General features: G+C 70.2%; 15 protein-coding genes. 10 read left to right on the top strand and 5 right to left on the bottom strand.

Features of this window, described 5'->3' with window-relative positions; all coding sequences use genetic code 11:
• Window positions 1-23: 23 nt before the first annotated feature.
• Window positions 24-1,517, bottom strand: coding sequence for a M1 family metallopeptidase (locus tag BIV24_RS27770; protein WP_071369216.1), 1,494 nt, complete (start codon window positions 1,515-1,517; stop codon window positions 24-26).
• 142 nt (window positions 1,518-1,659) lie between these two features.
• Window positions 1,660-2,598 carry an FAD-dependent oxidoreductase gene (locus BIV24_RS27765; protein WP_071369215.1) on the bottom strand — a complete coding sequence of 313 codons (939 nt, stop codon included), beginning with the start codon at window positions 2,596-2,598 and terminating at the stop codon, window positions 1,660-1,662.
• A 90-nt stretch (window positions 2,599-2,688) separates the two neighbouring features.
• Between BIV24_RS27765 and BIV24_RS27760 the strand changes: the two genes are divergently transcribed.
• Both BIV24_RS27760 and BIV24_RS27755 read left to right on the top strand, forming a co-directional pair.
• Complete coding sequence (locus BIV24_RS27760) at window positions 2,689-3,708, top strand: oxidoreductase (RefSeq protein WP_071369214.1); 1,020 nt, start codon at window positions 2,689-2,691, stop codon at window positions 3,706-3,708.
• 44 nt (window positions 3,709-3,752) lie between these two features.
• The gene (locus BIV24_RS27755) at window positions 3,753-5,393 is read left to right on the top strand and encodes an ABC-F family ATP-binding cassette domain-containing protein (RefSeq protein ID WP_071369213.1); all 1,641 of its coding nucleotides are present in this window, start codon (window positions 3,753-3,755) and stop codon (window positions 5,391-5,393) included.
• A 112-nt stretch (window positions 5,394-5,505) separates the two neighbouring features.
• Here the strand turns inward: BIV24_RS27755 and BIV24_RS27750 are convergent, their stop codons facing one another.
• Window positions 5,506-7,872 (bottom strand): Tex family protein, encoded by a 2,367-nt coding sequence (locus BIV24_RS27750; protein ID WP_071369212.1) that lies wholly within the window; start codon window positions 7,870-7,872, stop codon window positions 5,506-5,508.
• Between the two features lie 67 nt (window positions 7,873-7,939).
• Entirely contained in the window at window positions 7,940-8,713 is a 774-nt protein-coding gene (locus BIV24_RS27745; RefSeq protein ID WP_071369211.1) for an enoyl-CoA hydratase/isomerase family protein, read from the bottom strand.
• Window positions 8,714-8,958: 245 nt separating this feature from the next.
• Between BIV24_RS27745 and BIV24_RS27740 the strand changes: the two genes are divergently transcribed.
• Complete coding sequence (locus BIV24_RS27740) at window positions 8,959-9,468, top strand: ATP-binding protein (protein ID WP_071369210.1); 510 nt, start codon at window positions 8,959-8,961, stop codon at window positions 9,466-9,468.
• 36 nt (window positions 9,469-9,504) lie between these two features.
• Here BIV24_RS27740 and idi read toward each other — a convergent pair whose 3' ends face one another.
• On the bottom strand, window positions 9,505-10,098 hold the full coding sequence (gene idi, locus BIV24_RS27735) for an isopentenyl-diphosphate Delta-isomerase (protein ID WP_071369209.1): 594 nt from the start codon (window positions 10,096-10,098) through the stop codon (window positions 9,505-9,507).
• A gap of 604 nt (window positions 10,099-10,702) precedes the next feature.
• On the opposite strand from idi, the gene BIV24_RS27730 reads away from it, so the two are divergent.
• The 7 genes from BIV24_RS27730 to BIV24_RS27700 all read left to right on the top strand — a co-directional run bounded on the left by BIV24_RS27730 (window position 10,703) and on the right by BIV24_RS27700 (window position 17,805).
• Window positions 10,703-12,553, top strand: coding sequence for a DUF5941 domain-containing protein (locus BIV24_RS27730; RefSeq protein ID WP_071369208.1), 1,851 nt, complete (start codon window positions 10,703-10,705; stop codon window positions 12,551-12,553).
• Window positions 12,550-13,302 (top strand): phosphocholine cytidylyltransferase family protein, encoded by a 753-nt coding sequence (locus tag BIV24_RS27725; protein ID WP_071369207.1) that lies wholly within the window; start codon window positions 12,550-12,552, stop codon window positions 13,300-13,302. The genes BIV24_RS27730 and BIV24_RS27725 overlap by 4 nt, the downstream gene beginning before the upstream one ends.
• Window positions 13,290-14,354 (top strand): iron-containing alcohol dehydrogenase family protein, encoded by a 1,065-nt coding sequence (locus BIV24_RS27720; protein ID WP_071369206.1) that lies wholly within the window; start codon window positions 13,290-13,292, stop codon window positions 14,352-14,354. The genes BIV24_RS27725 and BIV24_RS27720 overlap by 13 nt, the downstream gene beginning before the upstream one ends.
• Window positions 14,332-15,111 carry a CDP-alcohol phosphatidyltransferase family protein gene (locus BIV24_RS27715; protein ID WP_071369205.1) on the top strand — a complete coding sequence of 260 codons (780 nt, stop codon included), beginning with the start codon at window positions 14,332-14,334 and terminating at the stop codon, window positions 15,109-15,111. Before BIV24_RS27720 ends, BIV24_RS27715 begins: the two co-directional genes overlap by 23 nt.
• Before the next feature lie 8 nt (window positions 15,112-15,119).
• Window positions 15,120-15,992, top strand: a complete 873-nt coding sequence (locus BIV24_RS27710; RefSeq protein WP_071369204.1) for a glycosyltransferase family 2 protein — start codon at window positions 15,120-15,122, stop codon at window positions 15,990-15,992.
• Window positions 15,993-16,094: 102 nt separating this feature from the next.
• Window positions 16,095-17,024, top strand: coding sequence for an ABC transporter permease (locus tag BIV24_RS27705; RefSeq protein ID WP_071369203.1), 930 nt, complete (start codon window positions 16,095-16,097; stop codon window positions 17,022-17,024).
• A complete protein-coding gene (locus BIV24_RS27700; RefSeq protein ID WP_071369202.1) occupies window positions 17,017-17,805 on the top strand; it encodes an ABC transporter ATP-binding protein in 789 nt (262 codons plus the stop codon). The genes BIV24_RS27705 and BIV24_RS27700 overlap by 8 nt, the downstream gene beginning before the upstream one ends.
• Window positions 17,806-17,924 lie beyond the last annotated feature (119 nt).

Genomic DNA, 17,924 nt, shown 5'->3' with positions numbered 1-17,924 from the left:
TCGGGCCGCCGGTGGGACGGGACTCAGCCCCCGTGGACGTCGTTCGTCGCGGCGATCTCCTCCCAGGACTTCGGCTGGGCCACGGCGGCCGAGGTCTTCGCGACGGACGCGCTGTGCGCCGCGGGCGCCGCCGGCTTCGACGGCTGGAACAACCAGGTGTCGAAGAGCGCGGCCAGCGGCTTGCCGGACACCTTCTCCGCGTACGCCCGGAAGTCCGCGACCGAGGCGTTGCCGTACGCGTGCTCCTTCGGCCAGCCCTTCAGGATGGCGAAGAACGCCTGGTCGCCGACCTCGTTGCGCAGCGCCTGGACGGCGAGCGCGCCCCGGTCGTAGACCGCGATGTCGAACTGGTTGTCCGGGCCGGGGTCACCGGGCCTGACCGTCCAGAACGCGTCGTCGGCCGCGTGCGAGGCGTACACGTAGTCCGCCAGCTCCTGCGTCGTGCCCTTGCCCTCGTGCTCCGACCACAGCCACTGTGCGTACCGCGCGAAGCCCTCGTTGATCCAGATGTCCTTCCAGCCCTTCAGCGACACGGAGTCGCCGTACCACTGGTGGGCCAGCTCATGTACGACGACCGAGGTGTTCGTGCCGTTCGCGAACTGCCTCGGGCTGTAGTACACGCGGGTCTGCGTCTCCAGCGCGTACCCGGTGGTCGTGTTGGGGACGTACCCGCCGACCGAGTTGAACGGGTAGTGCCCGAGGTAGCCGGTCAGCCAGTCGACGATCTCCCCGGTGCGCTCCAGGCTCGCCCGTGCGGCCTTGTCCTTGTCGCCGAGGTCCTTGCTGTAGGCGTTGATGATCGGAACGCCGTTCGACGTCTTCCCCGTGGTGACGTCGAATTTGCCGATTGCGAGCGTGGTGAGATAGGTCGCCTGCGGCTTGTTCTGCCGCCAGGTGTAATTGGTCCAACCGTGCTTCGAACTCGTCGGCTGCAGCGTGCCGTTGGAGATCGCCTGGGTGCCGTCCGGCACGTCCACCGACACGTCGTATGTCGCCTTGTCGCTGGGGTGGTCGTTGCTCGGGAACCACCACCAGGCCGCCTCGGGCTCGTCCGCGGCGATCGCGCCGTCCGGGGTGCGGTGCCAGGTGCTGAAGCCGTAGGCGCTCTTCGAGGACGGCACCCCGCTGTAGCGGACCACGATAGTGAGCGGTGTGCCCTTGCGCAGGGGGTTCGCCGGGGTGACCTCCAGTTCGTGCTGGCCGGAGGCGGCGAAGGCGGCCTTCGCGCCGTTCACCCGCACCTCGCTCACATCCAGCAGGAAGTCCAGGTCGAAGCGCGACAGGTTCTGCGTGGCCTTGGCCCGGATGGTCGCCGTGCCCTCCAACTCGTCCGTCGCGGGCTGATACTTCAGCCTGAGGTCGTAGTGGGAGACGTCGTATCCGCCGTTGCCGTAGTACGGGTAGTAAGGGTCGCCGATTCCCGGAGCTCCGGGCTGGTAGTCGGCCGCCGATGCCGGGATCGCCAGCAACAGGGAAGCAGCCGCGAGTGCGCCCGGCGTGATGAGTCTGCGATGCACGAGAACTCCAAGTCGTAGGGGCACGAAGCCTGTTCGGAGCCTATTCAGCCTCAGCAGCCCCAGGCATGTCCATGGCACCTGCGGTCACTGAGACGACCTGTGACAGCAGGTCCCCTTCCGAGTACCGACCGTTGACGGCCCCTCAGACGGCCGGACACGCCAGCCCGGCCGCCTCCCGCGCGCACCCCCACGCCACCGTGACACCGGCTCCGCCGTGCCCGTAGTTGTGCACCAGCGTCCCACCGCCGGGGAGCACCTCACGCTCCAGCCGTACGGCCTCCCGGGCCGGCCGCAGTCCCACCCGGTGGTCGAGGACCCGGGCCCCGGCGATCTCCGGCCGCACCGCTGCACACCGGGCCACGATCGCCTCGGCCGTGCGCGGATCGGGCGTCAGCGACCAGGCGTCGTCCTCGGCGGTGCCGCCCAGGATCAGCCCGCCGGGCTGCGGGAAGAAGTAGGTGCCCGCTTCGGACGCGTGGTCCACCGACGTCAGCCAAGTGGTGATCCCAGGGTTCTCCACCACGACGAGCTGCCCGCGCACCGGGCGCATCAGCGGATCGGGAACCAGCTCACGGGCGCCCATGCCCGTGCAGTTGACCACGACGGACGCCTCGGCAGCGGGCTCCGCCAGATCCGTGACCGTACGCTCCTCGACCCGCCCGCCGGCCCGCAGCAACCGGCCGCGCAGCCATGGCAGATGAGTCGACATGTCGATGAGCGGAAGCCGCGCCCACAGCCCGGTCCCGGCGTACTCGGCATCCGTCGTGACCCGAAGGCCCTTGACCCCCGAGGCCCACGGTCCCAGTTCGTCCAGCCGCGTCTCGCCGTGTACGCCCTCGGCCATACGCACGCCCGTCTCCTCGGGTCGCGCGGCCAACTCCTCGTACACGCGGAGCGTCTCAAGGGCCCACTCGCCCACGAGGGACTCGGGTTCGATCCGGTACGGCCACCACAGCGCGCCCGCGACCGCCGAAGTGGTCCGCTCGGCGGGCTCCCGCACCCACACCCGCACCCGTCTGCCGCTCTCCGCCAGGACGATCGCGGTCGTCAGACCGATGACGCCGCCGCCCACCACGATCACATCATCGCTTCGATCTCTGTCCACGCAGGGACGCTAGCGGAATGTGTCCTGCCGTGCTCACATCACCCACGATGTGGGAATACTCACAGCATGTCCCTCGAGTACGCGACCTTCGGCCTGGCACCGGCGATCCGTGCCGGTGGTGTTCTCGCCAACGGTGACTACCAGGTGCACCGGGATTTCGTGGACTTCGTCGTCGACGGCCACCCGCTGCTGTTCCGGCTCTCCGACCTGGACGCCGTCTCCCCGCTCGCCGCCGACATACCGCCCGCGATCTTCACCGCGCAGGTGCACAGCCTCCTGCTGGAGGCCGACGCCCCGCTCGAGGGCGGCCGTTACATCATCTACGGCTGCCCGGAGTGCGAGGACCTGGCCTGCGGGGCCGTCACCGCGGTCATCGAGAGGGACGGCGACGACTTCGTGTGGCGTGACTTCGCCTGGCAGACGGAGGCTCGGGCGGATCTGGAGCTGAACGGCTACCGCGGGATCGGGCCGTTGCGCTTCCGCGGCGACGAGTACCGCGGCGCCCTCACGGCCCTGCTCGACGACCGGTCGGCGACGCGGCGCCGGGTCCTGCTGATCGGTGCCCGCGTCGCCGTCCTGGCCCGGCTGGCCGCCGCACTGCGCACGATCGGCATCGGGGCGGAGATCGCGCACGACGCCACCGGCGTGCCCGCCGAGGAACTGCGCACCTATGGCGCGGTGGCCTTCGGCAGGGTGGTCGGCGAACCGGAACGAGCCGCCCTACGGCAGTCCTTCGCACGCGTCGGCGCCGACGTGGCCTACGTCGACGGGCTCGCCCCGATCGTGCCCCTCCTCGTCGCTCAGATCGAACATGCCCTCGATCGCAGCCCGGTGGAGCGCCGCCGCCTCACCCATCTGGCCGCCACCGGCGGCGCAGCGGAGATAGAGGTCACCTCTACGTGCCGGGTCCGCGTCACCCTCTACCGCCAGGACCGCCTGCACCGCGTCCACACCCGCGAGGTCTTCGACGACGTCCTGGAACCGGGCCGCCATCGCATCGCCCTCGATCCCCGGACGACGAAAGGGGAGTCCTACGTGGTGGCCCGGACGACGGGAAGCGTGCTGGCGGCGGAAGTAGTCCACTGAGAGGGGCAAACGCCGCCTGCCGGGGCACTAGGATCGGCGGTCTGATGACTGCCACCCTCGTCGCCAAGAACCTCGCCGCCGGGCACGGCGACCGCTCGCTCTTCTCCGGGCTCGACCTCGTCGTGGCGCCCGGGGACGTGATCGGGCTCGTCGGTGCCAACGGCGCCGGAAAGTCCACTCTGCTGCGGTTGCTCGCCGGACTGCTCACCCCGGAGCAGGGCGAACTGCGCCTGTCCCCGCCGACCGCGACGGTCGGGCATCTGCCGCAGGAGCAGGAGCGGCGGCCGGGCGAGACGGTCCGGGAGTTCCTGGCGCGCCGCACGGGCGTGGCCGAGGCCCAGCGCGTCATGGACGAGGCCACCCAGGGGCTCGTCGACGGGACACCGGGTGCCGACGACGCGTACGCGGTGAGCCTGGAGCGCTGGCTCGGCCTCGGCGGCGCGGACCTCGACGAGCGTGCCGAGGACATCGCCGACTCCCTCGGACTCGGCGTCGGCCTGGACCAGCCGATGACATCCCTGTCCGGCGGCCAGGCGGCCCGCGCCGGGCTCGCCTCGCTGCTGCTGTCCCGCTACGACGTCTTCCTGCTCGATGAGCCGACGAACGACCTGGACCTGGACGGCCTGGAGCGACTGGAGCGGTTCGTCGGCAGCCTGCGGGCCGGGACGGTCGTCGTCAGCCACGACCGCGAGTTCCTCACCCGGACGGTCACCAAGGTCCTCGAACTCGACCTGGCGCAGCGGCAGATCAACCTCTACGGCGGCGGATACGAGGCCTACCTCGAGGAACGCGAGAGGGACCGCCGGCATGCCCGGGAGGAGTACGAGGAGTACGCCGACAAGAAGTCGGCCCTCCAGGAGCGGGCTCAGACGCAGCGCTCCTGGATGGACAAGGGCGTGAAGAACGCACGGCGCAAGGCCGGCAACGACAACGACAAGATCGGTCGCAAGTTCCGCAGCGAGGCCAGCGAGAAGCAGGCCGCGAAGGCGCGGCAGACCCAGCGCATGATCGAGCGCCTGGAGGCTGTCGAGGAACCCCGCAAGGAGTGGGAACTGCGCATGGAGATCGCGGCGGCCCCGCGCTCGGGCGCGGTCGTCGCGGCCCTGACGGACGCCGAAGTGCGGCGCGGCGACTTCACGTTCGGACCGGTGTCCCTGCAGATCGACTGGGCGGACCGGGTGGCGGTGACGGGAGCCAACGGCGCGGGCAAGTCGACGCTGCTGGGCGCGCTGCTGGGCCGTGTCCCCCTGGACGCGGGGCGCGCTTCCCTGGGCTCGGGCGTGCTGATCGGCGAGGTGGATCAGGCCCGCAAGCTGTTCCACGGCCCGGAGTCCCTGCTGGAGGCGTTCCGCGCGGCGGTCCCGGACACGGACCCGGCCGACGTCCGTACGCTGCTCGCCAAGTTCGGCCTCAAGGCGGACCACGTCCTGCGCCCGGCGGCGACCCTCTCGCCGGGCGAGCGCACCAGGGCCGCCCTGGCACTGCTGCAGGGCCGGGGCGTCAACCTCCTCGTCCTGGACGAGCCGACGAACCATCTCGACCTTCCGGCCATCGAGCAGCTCGAATCCGCCCTGGACTCCTACGAGGGCACGCTGCTCCTGGTCACCCACGACCGCAGGATGCTCGACGCGGTACGGGTGACACGCCGACTGGAGGTCGCGGACGGCAAGGTCACCGAGCATTAGGCACGACGGGGGCGCGTCGCCGTCTCCGGGTAGCGGACGACGGTCCGCACCACCCTTTGGACAAGCGGGCCTGGTCCCTCCGCGACATCGCGGAGGGACCAGGCCCGAGGTTTCAGCGTCGGCCGTTCTTCGAGTCGAGCAGGCCCGCGCGGCGCAGCGCGTCGGCCATCGCACTGTTGGCCGGCGGGGGAGCCTGGCGGGAGCCGCCGCCCTGGCGGCCCTGCCGCTGCTGCGGGGCACGCCCGCCACGCTGCTGGCGCCCGCCGCCGCTCTGCTTGTCCTTCGCAGCGGCCTCGTCGTCCAGGCGGAGCGTCAGCGAGATCCGCTTGCGCGGGATGTCGACGTCCAGGACCTTCACCTTGACGATGTCGCCCGGCTTCACCACGTCCCGCGGGTCCTTGACGAACGTCCTGGACATCGCGGAGACATGGACCAGCCCGTCCTGGTGGACACCGATGTCCACGAAGGCACCGAAGGCGGCGACGTTCGTGACGACGCCCTCCAGGATCATCCCCGAGGACAGGTCGGAGATCTTCTCGACGCCCTCCTTGAACGTGGCCGTCTTGAACGCGGGCCGCGGGTCGCGGCCCGGCTTCTCCAGTTCCTTCAGGATGTCGGTCACGGTCGGCAGACCGAACGTCTCGTTCACGAAGTCGGACGGCTTCAGCGAGCGCAGCGTCGACGTGTTGCCGATGAGGGAGGCCACCTCCTGGCCGGAGGTCTTCACCATGCGCCGCACGACCGGGTACGCCTCCGGGTGCACGCTGGACGCGTCCAGGGGGTCGGTGCCGCCCTGGATGCGCAGGAAGCCCGCGCACTGCTCGTACGCCTTGGGCCCGAGCCGGGCTACGTTCTTCAGCTCCGCGCGCGAGGTGAACGGGCCGTTGGCGTCACGGTGCTTCACGATGTTCTCCGCGAGCCCGGAGGAGACGCCGGAGACCCGGGCGAGCAGCGGGGCCGACGCCGTGTTGACGTCCACGCCCACGCCGTTCACACAGTCTTCGACCACCGCGTCCAGCGAGCGCGACAGCTTCACCTCGGACAGGTCGTGCTGGTACTGGCCGACACCGATGGACTTCGGGTCGATCTTCACCAGCTCGGCCAGCGGGTCCTGCAGGCGACGGGCGATGGAGACCGCGCCGCGCAGCGACACGTCCATGTCCGGCAGCTCCTGGGAGGCGAACGCCGAGGCCGAGTACACGGACGCGCCCGCCTCGGACACCACCACCTTGGTGAGCTTCAACTCCGGGTGCTTTGTGATCAGTTCACCGGCGAGCTTGTCGGTCTCGCGGGACGCCGTGCCGTTGCCGATGGCGATCAGTTCGACCGCGTGCTCCTTGGCCAGGCGCGCCAGCTTGGCGATGGCCTCGTCCCACTTGTTGGCCGGGACGTGCGGGTGGATGACGTCCGTCGCGACGACCTTGCCGGTCGCGTCCACCACGGCGACCTTCACGCCCGTACGGAACCCGGGGTCCAGGCCCAGCGTCGCGCGCGTGCCGGCCGGGGCGGCGAGCAGCAGGTCGCGCAGGTTCGCCGCGAAGACGGCCACCGCCTCGTCCTCGGCGGCCGTGCGCAGCCTCAGGCGCAGGTCGATGCCGAGGTGGACGAGGATACGGGTGCGCCAGGCCCAACGGACCGTGTCCAGCAGCCACTTGTCGGCGGGTCGGCCGCGGTCGGCGATCTCGAAGCGGTGCGCCACGATCCCCTCGTAGGACGACGGCACCGAGGACGATTCAGCGGGCTCCTCCGGCTCCAGGACGAGGTCGAGGACCTCCTCCTTCTCGCCGCGCAGCATGGCGAGGATCCGGTGCGAGGGCAGTTCGGTGAAGGGCTCGGCGAAGTCGAAGTAGTCGGCGAACTTGGCGCCCGCCTCCTCCTTGCCGTCCCGCACCTTGGCGGCCAGGCGCCCGCGCACCCACATACGCTCGCGCAGCTCGCCGATCAGGTCGGCGTCCTCGGAGAAACGCTCGGTGAGGATGGCCCGCGCGCCGTCCAGGGCGGCCTGCGCGTCGGCCACTTCCTTGTCGGCATCCACGAAGGCGGCGGCCGCGGCCAGTGGCTCGACCGTCGGGTCGCCGAGCAGCCCCTCGGCCAGCGGCTCAAGGCCCGCCTCGCGCGCGATCTGCGCCTTCGTGCGCCGCTTCGGCTTGTACGGCAGATAGACGTCCTCCAGGCGCGCCTTGGTCTCCGCGCCCCGGATCTGCGCCTCCAGCTCCTCGGTGAGCTTGCCCTGTTCGCGCACGGACTCCAGGATCGCCGTGCGCCGGTCCTCCAGCTCTCGCAGATAGCGCAGCCGCTCCTCGATCGTGCGCAGCTGCGCGTCGTCGAGCATCTCGGTCGCTTCCTTGCGGTAGCGGGCGATGAAGGGCACCGTCGAACCGCCGTCGAGCAGCTCGACCGCGGCCCTCACCTGCCGCTCCCGTACGCCGAGCTCCTCGGCGATCCTGCCTTCGATGGACCCTACGAGGGGTGTGGTCACGATCCCGTACCGCCTTCTCCACTGAGGTTGCGCGGCAATTGTGGCAGGTGGCACCGGCGAGGGGGGATCAGGGCGCCACTCGGCCGCGTCGCTCCGCCGACGTGGTCCAGGAGAACCGCGGATGCCGGCGCTCCAGGAACGCGGCGACGCCCTCCTCGGCGTCGCCGCTGCCGCGCGCCTGCCCGGCCCAGTACGCGTCCCGGTCCGTCCGCCCGTTCACGAACTCCTTGGCGGCGGCCTGGGTCAGCTGGGAGCGCGAGACCAGCAGGCGCGTGAACTCCGTCACCCGCTTGTCGAGTTCGCCCTCGGGTAGCACCTCGTCGACCAGCCCCGTGCGCAGGGCCCGCTCGGCGTCGATCAACTCGCCCGAGAACAGGAGGTGCTTGGCGGTGCCGGGGCCCACCAGCGACGTCAGCCGCCGGGTGGAGGAGGCCGGGTAGACGATCCCCAGCTTGGCCGGTGTCACCCCGAACAGCGCGCCCTGGTCCGCGAACCGCAGATCGCACGCCGCCGCCAACTGCGCCCCGCCGCCCACGCAATGGCCGCGGACCGCCGCCAGCGTCGGCTTCGGGAACGCGGCCAGTGCCTCCTCGGCCCGTACGGCCAGCGTCTGCGCCTGCTCCGGTGACCCCCGCAGCGTGGAGATGTCGGCGCCCGCGCAGAACGTCCCGCCCTCGCCGGTGAGCACCAGCGCCCGGACGCCCGGATCGGCGGCCAGCACGTCGAGCAGGGGCGGCAGCGCCTCCCACATGTTGGCCGTCATGGCGTTCCGCTTGGCCGGATGGTGAATGACGACGGTCGCGACCCCGTCGGTGACGCTGTGCAGCAACTGCGGCTCCATGGGCCGGATGCTATCCGCACGCCGCAGGGCGGACAGGGCGGGGTGGGCGTCACAGCCGTACAACCCGAAGAGTTCCGAAGGTGGCGCAACAGGGACAGGAGTGGTCGCGCGATTGACCGTGTCATACGCCAACGGTCAGATGTCGTCGATATCTGGTGACTTGTGCTCAGTCTTTCGGTGCGGACCAGCGCGTTCCCAACACTCGACGTGTGGTGACAATCGAGCGCAAGGGTGGCGACCGGACAATGGAGAACCGAGGGCGGGGGTCCGGCCCGCGCCCTGAGAGCGGTGGGAACGTACCGCACGACGGCAGAGCGCAGGGACCGCTGCCGTACGAGGGTGTCTGGCGGTTCACCGCCGCCGCCGTGGACGCCTCGGTGCCGCAGGCGCGGCACGCCGTCCGTGATCTGCTCGGCCGCCAGGGTGTGCCCGTCTCGGACGACATCGTGCAGGCCCTGCTGCTGATCGTCTCCGAGCTGGTCACCAACGCCGTCCGGCACGCGGCGCTGCTGTCGCCGATGCTCGCCGTGGAGGTCGCCGTCGGCCCCGAGTGGGTGCGGGTGGCGGTGGAGGACAGCCACCCCTACCGCCCCAGCGCCCTGGAGGCCGACCACGGCCGGACCGGCGGCCGCGGACTGCTCCTCGTCCGTGAGATCACCAGGGAGGCGGGTGGGGCGTGCGAGGCGGAGCACACGGCGAGCGGCGGCAAGGTGATCTGGGCGGCCCTGCCGCTCAAACCCGTATGGACCGTATGAGTCCGTCCAGCCGCGCGGGCCGGACGGACCACCGGGTCACCAGCCCGCGGACGGGCCCGTCAGCTCCCTGATCGCCGGCCTGGCCGCGTCCAGGACCGTCATGAACCACGACGAGAACGTGTCCTTCGCATGCCGCTCCGCCAGTTCCCCGGGGGTCACGAAGGCCGTCGCGGCGACCTCTTCCGGGTCCTGGCGCACGGAGGACTGCACCAGCCCCACGAACAGGTGGTTGAACTCCTGCTCCACCAGGCCCGACTCCGGGTCCGGGTGGTTGTAGCGGACTGTGCCCGCTTCGGTCAGCAGCGAGGGGGAGGTCCCCAGCTCCTCGTACGTCCGCCGGGCCGCCGCCGCGAACGGGGCCTCGCCCGGGTAGGGGTGGCCGCAGCAGGTGTTGGACCAGACACCGGGGGAGTGGTACTTGCCCAGCGCCCGCTGCTGCAGCAGCAGACGGCCGTGCTCGTCGAAGAGGAACACGGAGAACGCCCGGTGCAACTGTCCCGGTGGCTGATGGGCGGTGAGCTTCTCCGCGGTGCCGATCGTGGTGCCGTTCTCGTCGACGAGCTCCAGCAAGATGGATTCGGCGGTGCCGTTCGACGCGTGGTGCGTCGTAGTGGCAGGTGTGATCGGCATACCCATCCCTCGCATCGGTTGTTCCGCCTCAAGTCTGCCGTACGCATCCGGCGCTCTCGGCACTTCGTGACGCCCCGCATGTCCCGCCCCGGCTGAACGGACGGGAATCCACGGCCCTCACGGAACAGACGTCGAAAGCGGCCGGCCGCTTGATCGTGCCCGCAGTCACGGACGGGGAACCCCGCTCCCGCGCTTCGGTCACAGGTGTTCCGCCGGGCCCGCCAGGAGCGTGCGCCGGTCGGTCACGACGGGCCGCCAGGTGGTGCGGCAGTCGGTCTTGCCGGGGCGGCTCCACTGTCTCACGCAGCCCGCATCGATCCACTTTTCATAAGTAATGCCGTCAATGCGAGGTTAGTGAGCGTGCGCGATGTCGCGAATGTGTGGTTATGGGCTCGCGGTTTGTGGCGTGCCCCTTCGATCCCCGATGATGATCGCGGCGGCGGCCGCGCGGACCGCGTCGAATCAGCCCATGAACGGTCGGTGAATACCGGCTTTCAGGCGTCCGATAGCCTCTGCCGACATGCCGCCCGGCCTGTGCCCCGGGTGCCCGCACCACACACAAGACCGGCGCTCGTGCGCGCCGGGCCTCAGGGAGTGAGTTCGTCTGTCGACCGCCATCCTCACCGGCCAGCCGGTCCCCGGATCGTCGCTCGAGGGCGATCTGCGGTCGCTCGGCTTCGATGTGCGGGTTGCCACCGACGCCGGTGACGCCGAGACACTCCTCGCCGCCGTGCCGACGGACCAGCGGGTCGCGATCGTCGACGCACGTTTCGTGGGTCATCTGCACGCGCTTCGCCTCGGCCTCACCGACCCCCGCTTCCCGGCCGCTGCCCTGCCCGGCGCCGTCACCGTCCAGCCCGCCGCTCGCCAGGCACTCACCCACGCCCTGGCCGGCGGGCAGTCCGCGGTGATCGACGGGCCGTCCTCCAAGGCCGCGGCCCCGGGCGAGCAGGCAGGTGCCGCCACCGTCGCCGACACCCTGGCCGAGTGCATCACCGCGGCCCTCGACACCGACGGCGTCCCGGTCCACCGCCCGGAACTCGGCACCCTGGTCGCCACCGTCCCCACGGACCCCCAGGCACGCAACGAGGCCCGTCAGGCGGTCGCCGCCGTCGATGACGAGGCCGTCCGTCTGCGCAGCGCCGTCAAGGCCCGCGACGGCTTCTTCACCACGCACTTCATCAGCCCGTACTCGCGCTACATCGCCCGCTGGTGCGCCCGCCGGGGCCTCACCCCCAACCAGGTCACCACCGCCTCGCTGATCACCGCCCTGATAGCGGCGGGCAGTGCGGCCACCGGCACTCGCGGCGGTTTCGTGGCCGCGGGCGTCCTGCTGATCCTTTCCTTCGTACTCGACTGCACCGACGGTCAGCTCGCCCGCTACTCGCTGCAGTACTCCACGCTCGGCGCCTGGCTCGACGCCACCTTCGACCGCGCCAAGGAGTACGCCTACTACGCCGGCCTCGCCCTCGGTGCGGCCCGCGGTGGCGACGACGTCTGGGCGCTCGCCCTGGGCGCGATGGTCCTGCAGACCTGCCGGCACGTCGTCGACTTCGCCTTCAACGAGGCGAACCACGACGCGACCGCCAACACCAGCCCCACCGCCGCCCTCTCGGACCGCCTCGACAGCGTCGGCTGGACGGTCTGGGTGCGCCGGATGATCGTCCTGCCGATCGGTGAACGCTGGGCGATGATCGCCGTCCTGACGGCGGTCACCACCCCGCGCATCACCTTCTACGCGCTGCTCATCGGCTGCGCCTTCGCCGCGACCTACACGACGGCGGGCCGTGTGCTGCGCTCGCTCACCCGTAAGGCGCATCGCACCGACCGCGCCGCGCGGGCCCTGGCGGACCTGGCGGACAGCGGGCCGCTCGCCGAATACGCGGCCAAGTGGCGCAGCCCGAACACGCGGATCCACTCCAGTACTCCCGTGCTGTCGGCGGCCTTCGGCGTCGCGGCCCTCGCCGCGGCCCTCACCTCAGGTGACGCCTGGACAGCCGTAGTGGGAGCCGCCGCCTACGCGGGCGCGTCCGGCCTGGCTCTGTCCCAGCCCCTCAAGGGCCCCCTCGACTGGCTGGTTCCCCCGCTCTTCCGCGCCGCCGAATACGGCACCGTCCTGATCCTGGCGGCCAGATCCGAGGCGAACGGGGTACTCCCCGCGGCGTTCGGGCTGGTGGCGGCGGTCGCCTACCATCACTACGACACGGTGTACCGCATCCGCGGCGACGCCGGAGCGCCACCGCACTGGCTGGTGCGCGCGATCGGGGGGCACGAAGGCCGGACGCTGTTGATCACCGTCCTGGCCGCGCTGCTCACGGCGGCACTGTTCAAGGTCGCGCTCACGGTCCTCGCCGTCTACGTGGCCTTGGTCGTGCTCGTCGAGAGCATCCGTTTCTGGGTCGCCGCCCACAAGGGTGGCGCGCCCGCCATACACGACGAAGGAGAACCCGCATGATCGGCCTCGTGCTGGCGGCCGGCGCCGGACGGCGCCTGCGCCCCTACACCGACACCCTGCCCAAGGCGCTGGTGCCGGTGGGGCCCGAGGGCGAGGAGGACGGCATCACGGTCCTCGACCTGACCCTCGGCAACTTCGCCGAGGTGGGCCTGACCGAGGCCGCGATCATCGTCGGCTACCGCAAGGAGGCCGTGTACGAGCGCAAGGAAGCGCTGGAGCAGAAGTACGGCCTGAAGCTCACGCTGATCGACAACGACAAGGCCGAGGAGTGGAACAACGCCTACTCCCTGTGGTGCGGCCGTGACGCCCTCAAGGACGGCGTGATCCTCGCCAACGGCGACACCGTCCACCCGGTCTCCGTCGAGAAGACGCTGCTGGCCGCCCGCGGCGACGGCAAGAAGATCATCCTCGCCCTCGACACGGTGAAGAACCTCGCCGACGAGGAGATGAAGGTCGTCGTGGACCCCGCCAAGGGCGTCCAGAAGATCACCAAGCTGATGGAGCCGTCCGAGGCGACCGGCGAGTACATCGGCGTCACCCTCATCGAGGGTGAGGCCGCCGCGGAGCTGGCCGACGCGCTGAAGACCACCTTCGAGCGGGACCCGCAGCTGTACTACGAGGACGGCTACCAGGAGCTGGTCAACCGCGGCTTCAAGATCGACGTGGCTCCGATCGGCGACGTGAAGTGGGTCGAGATCGACAACCACGACGACCTCGCCAAGGGCCGGGAGATCGCGTGCCAGTACTGACGAGGCTGATCCCCTCGCCGGTCGCTGTCGACATCCGGCCGGGGGCGCTCGATGATCTGGCGACGATCCTGTCCGACCAGCGCATCGCGCCCTCCGGCCGGTTGGCCTTCGCGATCAGCGGCGGTTCCGGCCGGGTACTGCGCGAGCGCTTCGCCCCGTCGTTCCCGGAGGCGGACTGGTTCGACGACGCCGACGGGACCATCGACGGCGCGGTGAAGCTCGCCGACTCGATCAAGAAGGCCGGTCGCTACGACGCGGTCATCGGTCTCGGCGGCGGCAAGATCATCGACTGCGCCAAGTACGCCGCCGCACGCGTGGGCCTGCCGCTGGTCGCCGTGGCCACCAACCTCGCCAACGACGGCCTGTGCTCACCCGTCGCGACGCTCGACAACGACGCGGGCCGAGGTTCCTACGGCGTACCGAACCCGATCGGCATCATCATCGACCTCGATGTGATCCGCGAGGCACCGGTCCAGTTCGTACGCGCGGGCATCGGCGACGTGATCTGCAAGATCTCCGCCGTCGCCGACTGGGAGCTCTCGCACCGTGAGACCGGCGAGCAGATCGACGGCCTCGCCGCCGCGATGGCCCGGCAGGCCGCCGAGGCGGTACTGCGCCACCCCGGTGGCGTGGACGACGACGCGTTCTTGACGACGCTGGCCGAGTCCCTGGTCCTGTGCGGCATCTCGATGTCCGTTGCCGGTGACAGCCGTCCCGCCTCGGGCGCCTGCCACGAGATCAGCCATGCCTTCGACCTGACCTTCCCCAAGCGCAGCGCGCTCCATGGTGAGCAGTGCGGTCTCGGGGGCGCGTTCGCGACGTTCCTCCGCGGCGACCGGGAGACCGCGGGACAGATGGCCGACGTGCTGCGCGGCCACGGTCTTCCGGTCCTCCCGGAGGAGATCGGTTTCACCGTGGACGAGTTCGTCGAGGTCGTGGAGTTCGCTCCGCAGACCCGACCGGGCCGCTACACGATCCTCGAACACCTCGACCTGTCCACCGACGAGATCAGGGACGCTTACGCCGACTATGCAAAAGCCATCGGTAGCTGAGCTCCGCCCGGTCGTTCACCCCGCGGGCGTGAAGGACCGACGGAGCGGTGAGCACTGGGCCGGACGGCTCTACATGCGTGAGATCTCGCTGCGCATCGACCGCCACCTGGTGAACACCAAGGTCACGCCCAATCAGCTGACCTACCTGATGACCGTCTGCGGAGTCCTCGCGGCCCCGGCGCTGCTCGTACCAGGCATCTGGGGCGCCGTGCTCGGCGTGGTGATGGTCCAGCTGTACCTGCTCCTGGACTGCGTCGACGGCGAGGTCGCACGCTGGAAGCAGCAGTTCTCGCTCGGCGGGGTCTACCTGGACCGGGTCGGTGCCTATCTCACCGACGCCGCGGTCCTCGTCGGGCTCGGCCTGCGTGCCGCCGACCTGTGGGGTTCCGGGCGGATCGACTGGCTCTGGGCGTTCCTGGGGACCCTGGCCGCCCTCGGCGCGATCCTCATCAAGGCGGAGACCGACCTCGTGGGCGTCGCACGTCACCAGGGCGGTCTGCCGCCGGTGAAGGAGGCCGCGTCCGAGCCGCGCTCCTCCGGCATGGCGCTGGTCCGCCGGGCCGCGGCGGCGCTGAAGTTCCACCGGCTGATCCTCGGGATCGAGGCGTCCCTGCTGATCCTGCTGCTCGCCGTCGTGGACCAGATCAGGGGCGACCTGTTCTTCACCCGGCTCGGCACCGCCGTCCTCGCCGGTATCGCGCTCCTGCAGACGCTGCTGCACCTGGTGTCCATCCTCGTCTCCAGCAGGCTGCGGTGAGCGCGGCCATGCGGGTCGGCGCGGTGATCATCACGATGGGCAACCGTCCGGCCGAGCTCCGCGCCCTCCTGGACTCGGTGGCCCGGCAGGACGGCGACCCCGTCGAGGTCGTCGTGGTCGGCAACGGCTCGCCCGTCCCGGACGTCCCCGACGGCGTCCGCACGGTCGAACTGCCCGAGAACCTCGGTATCCCCGGCGGCCGCAACGTCGGCATCGAGGCCTTCGGCCCCGGCGGCACCGACGTCGACATCCTCCTCTTCCTGGACGACGACGGCCTGCTCGCTCGCGCCGACACCGCCGAGCTGTGCCGTGCGGCCTTCGCCGCCGACCCGGATCTCGGCATCATCAGCTTCCGTATCGCCGACCCCGAGACCGGCGAGACCCAGCGGCGCCACGTGCCGAGGCTGCGCGCCTCCGACCCGATGCGGTCCTCCCGGGTCACCACCTTCCTCGGCGGCGCCAACGCCGTCCGCACGAAGGTCTTCGCCGAGGTCGGCGGCCTTCCGGACGAGTTCTTCTACGCTCACGAGGAGACCGACCTGGCCTGGCGGGCCCTGAACGCCGGCTGGCTCATCGACTACCGGTCGGACATGGTGCTGTACCACCCTACGACCGCCCCCTCGCGGCACGCGGTCTACCACCGCATGGTCGCCCGCAACCGCGTCTGGCTGGCCCGCCGCAACCTCCCCGCCCTCCTTGTCCCGGTCTACCTGGGCGTCTGGATGCTGCTCACGCTGCTGCGCCGCCCCTCACGGGCCGCCCTCAAGGCGTGGTTCGGCGGGTTCCGGGAGGGCTGGACGACTCCGTGCGGAACCCGGCGGCCCATGAAGTGGCGTACGGTATGGCGCCTGACTCGGCTGGGCCGTCCTCCCGTCATCTGACAAGCTCTTCACTCGACGACGACAGCAAACGGGCGGGACCCAGCTCCCGGCTCCCGCCCGTGCCCGAGCAGAGTGTGCATCCCGAAGATGGAAAGTGTTCCTGTGAGTGAGACAACGCATGACGGCGGAGTCGCGGTGAGCACCCGCCCGTCGCCCGATGACGGACTGAGCCCGACCGAGCTGGCCGCCAAGTACGGGCTCGCGGTCAGCGGAGCCCGGCCCGGACTCGTCGACTACGTCCGCCAGCTGTGGGGACGTCGTCACTTCATCCTCGCCTTCTCGCAGGCGAAGCTCACCGCCCAGTACAGCCAGGCCAAGCTCGGCCAGGTGTGGCAGGTCGCCACCCCGCTGCTGAACACGCTCGTCTACTACCTGATCTTCGGCGTGATCATGAAGGCCGGCCGGGGTATGTCGCTCGACACGTACATCCCGTTCCTGGTGACCGGTGTCTTCGTCTTCACCTTCACCCAGAGCTCGGTCATGGCCGGCGTCCGCGCGATCTCCGGCAACCTGGGCCTGGTGCGCGCCCTGCACTTCCCGCGGGCCTCGCTGCCCATCTCGTTCGCGTTGCAGCAGCTCCAGCAGCTGCTCTTCTCGATGATCGTGCTGTTCGTCGTGGCGATAGGCTTCGGCAGCTATCCGAGCCTGTCCTGGGTGCTGATCGTCCCCGCTCTGGTGCTGCAGTTCTTCTTCAACACCGGCCTCGCGCTGATCGTGGCGAGACTGGGCGCCAAGACCCCGGACCTCGCCCAGCTGATGCCGTTCATCATGCGCACCTGGATGTACGCGTCCGGCGTCATGTTCTCCATCAACCACATGCTCGCCGACCGACCCGAGTGGGTCGTGCGGGCGCTGCAGGTGAACCCGGGCGCCATCTACATGGATCTGATGCGGTTCGCGCTCATCAAGGACTACGGCGCCTCGAACCTCCCGCCGCACGTCTGGGCCATCGCGCTGTTCTGGGCCGTCGCCGTCTTCGTCGGCGGGTTCGTGTACTTCTGGAAGGCGGAGGAGCGGTACGGCCGTGGCTGAGCAGAACACCGGGGCGAGGATCCCCACCGTCATCGCGGACGAACTGCACATCGTCTACCGCGTCAACGGCGCCAAGTCCGGCAAGGGCAGCGCCACCGCCGCCCTCAGCCGTATCCTCAAGCGGGGCTCCGACGATGCGGCGCGCGGCGTGCGCAAGGTGCACGCGGTCCGCGGTGTGTCCTTCGTCGCCTACCGCGGCGAGGCCATCGGCCTCATCGGCTCCAACGGTTCCGGCAAGTCCACGCTGCTGCGCGCCATCGCCGGACTGCTCCCGGCCGAGCGGGGCAAGGTCTACACCGACGGCCAGCCCTCCCTCCTCGGCGTCAATGCGGCCCTGATGAACGACCTCACGGGCGAGCGCAACGTCATCCTGGGCGGTCTCGCCATGGGTATGTCGCGGGAGCAGATCAGGGAGCGCTACCAGGAGATCGTCGACTTCTCCGGCATCAACGAGAAAGGCGACTTCATCACGCTGCCCATGCGTACCTACTCCTCCGGCATGGCGGCCCGGCTGCGGTTCTCCATCGCGGCGGCCAAGGACCACGACGTCCTCATGATCGACGAGGCCCTGGCCACCGGTGACCGCAAGTTCCAGAAGCGCTCAGAGGACCGCATCAGGGAGCTGCGCAAGGAAGCCGGCACGGTGTTTCTGGTCAGCCACAACAACAAGTCGATCCGTGATACCTGTGACCGTGTCCTGTGGCTGGAACGCGGCGAGCTGCGCATGGACGGCCCGACCCAAGAGGTCCTGAAGGAGTACGAGAAGTTCACGGGCAAGTAGCCCCCCGTGCCAAGGGCCCTGCCGGAACGCTCCGGCGGGGCCCTGCGTCTGCAAAGGAAAGGCCAACTCTGTTTGGCCTTGGGAATCTTGACGCCAATCGGTGTGTTGTTGTGATGCGC

Origin of the sequence: Streptomyces colonosanans, from assembly GCF_001866645.1 — a bacterium.
Classification (GTDB): Bacteria; Actinomycetota; Actinomycetes; order Streptomycetales; family Streptomycetaceae; genus Streptomyces; species Streptomyces colonosanans.
The sequence above is the reverse complement of the archived record's forward strand: the minus strand, read 5'-3'. Positions and strand labels throughout refer to the sequence as shown.

What these genes read in the sequence shown, in the direction of transcription:
- BIV24_RS27760 (WP_071369214.1), top strand. Translation starts at nt 2,689, where the DNA reads ATGTCCCTCGAGTACGCGACCTTCGGCCTGGCACCGGCGATCCGTGCC.
- BIV24_RS27755 (WP_071369213.1), top strand. Translation starts at nt 3,753, where the DNA reads ATGACTGCCACCCTCGTCGCCAAGAACCTCGCCGCCGGGCACGGCGAC.
- BIV24_RS27745 (WP_071369211.1), bottom strand. Translation starts at nt 8,713, where the DNA reads ATGGAGCCGCAGTTGCTGCACAGCGTCACCGACGGGGTCGCGACCGTC.
- BIV24_RS27740 (WP_071369210.1), top strand. Translation starts at nt 8,959, where the DNA reads ATGGAGAACCGAGGGCGGGGGTCCGGCCCGCGCCCTGAGAGCGGTGGG.
- idi (WP_071369209.1), bottom strand. Translation starts at nt 10,098, where the DNA reads ATGCCGATCACACCTGCCACTACGACGCACCACGCGTCGAACGGCACC.
- BIV24_RS27725 (WP_071369207.1), top strand. Translation starts at nt 12,550, where the DNA reads ATGATCGGCCTCGTGCTGGCGGCCGGCGCCGGACGGCGCCTGCGCCCC.
- BIV24_RS27715 (WP_071369205.1), top strand. Translation starts at nt 14,332, where the DNA reads ATGCAAAAGCCATCGGTAGCTGAGCTCCGCCCGGTCGTTCACCCCGCG.
- BIV24_RS27710 (WP_071369204.1), top strand. Translation starts at nt 15,120, where the DNA reads ATGCGGGTCGGCGCGGTGATCATCACGATGGGCAACCGTCCGGCCGAG.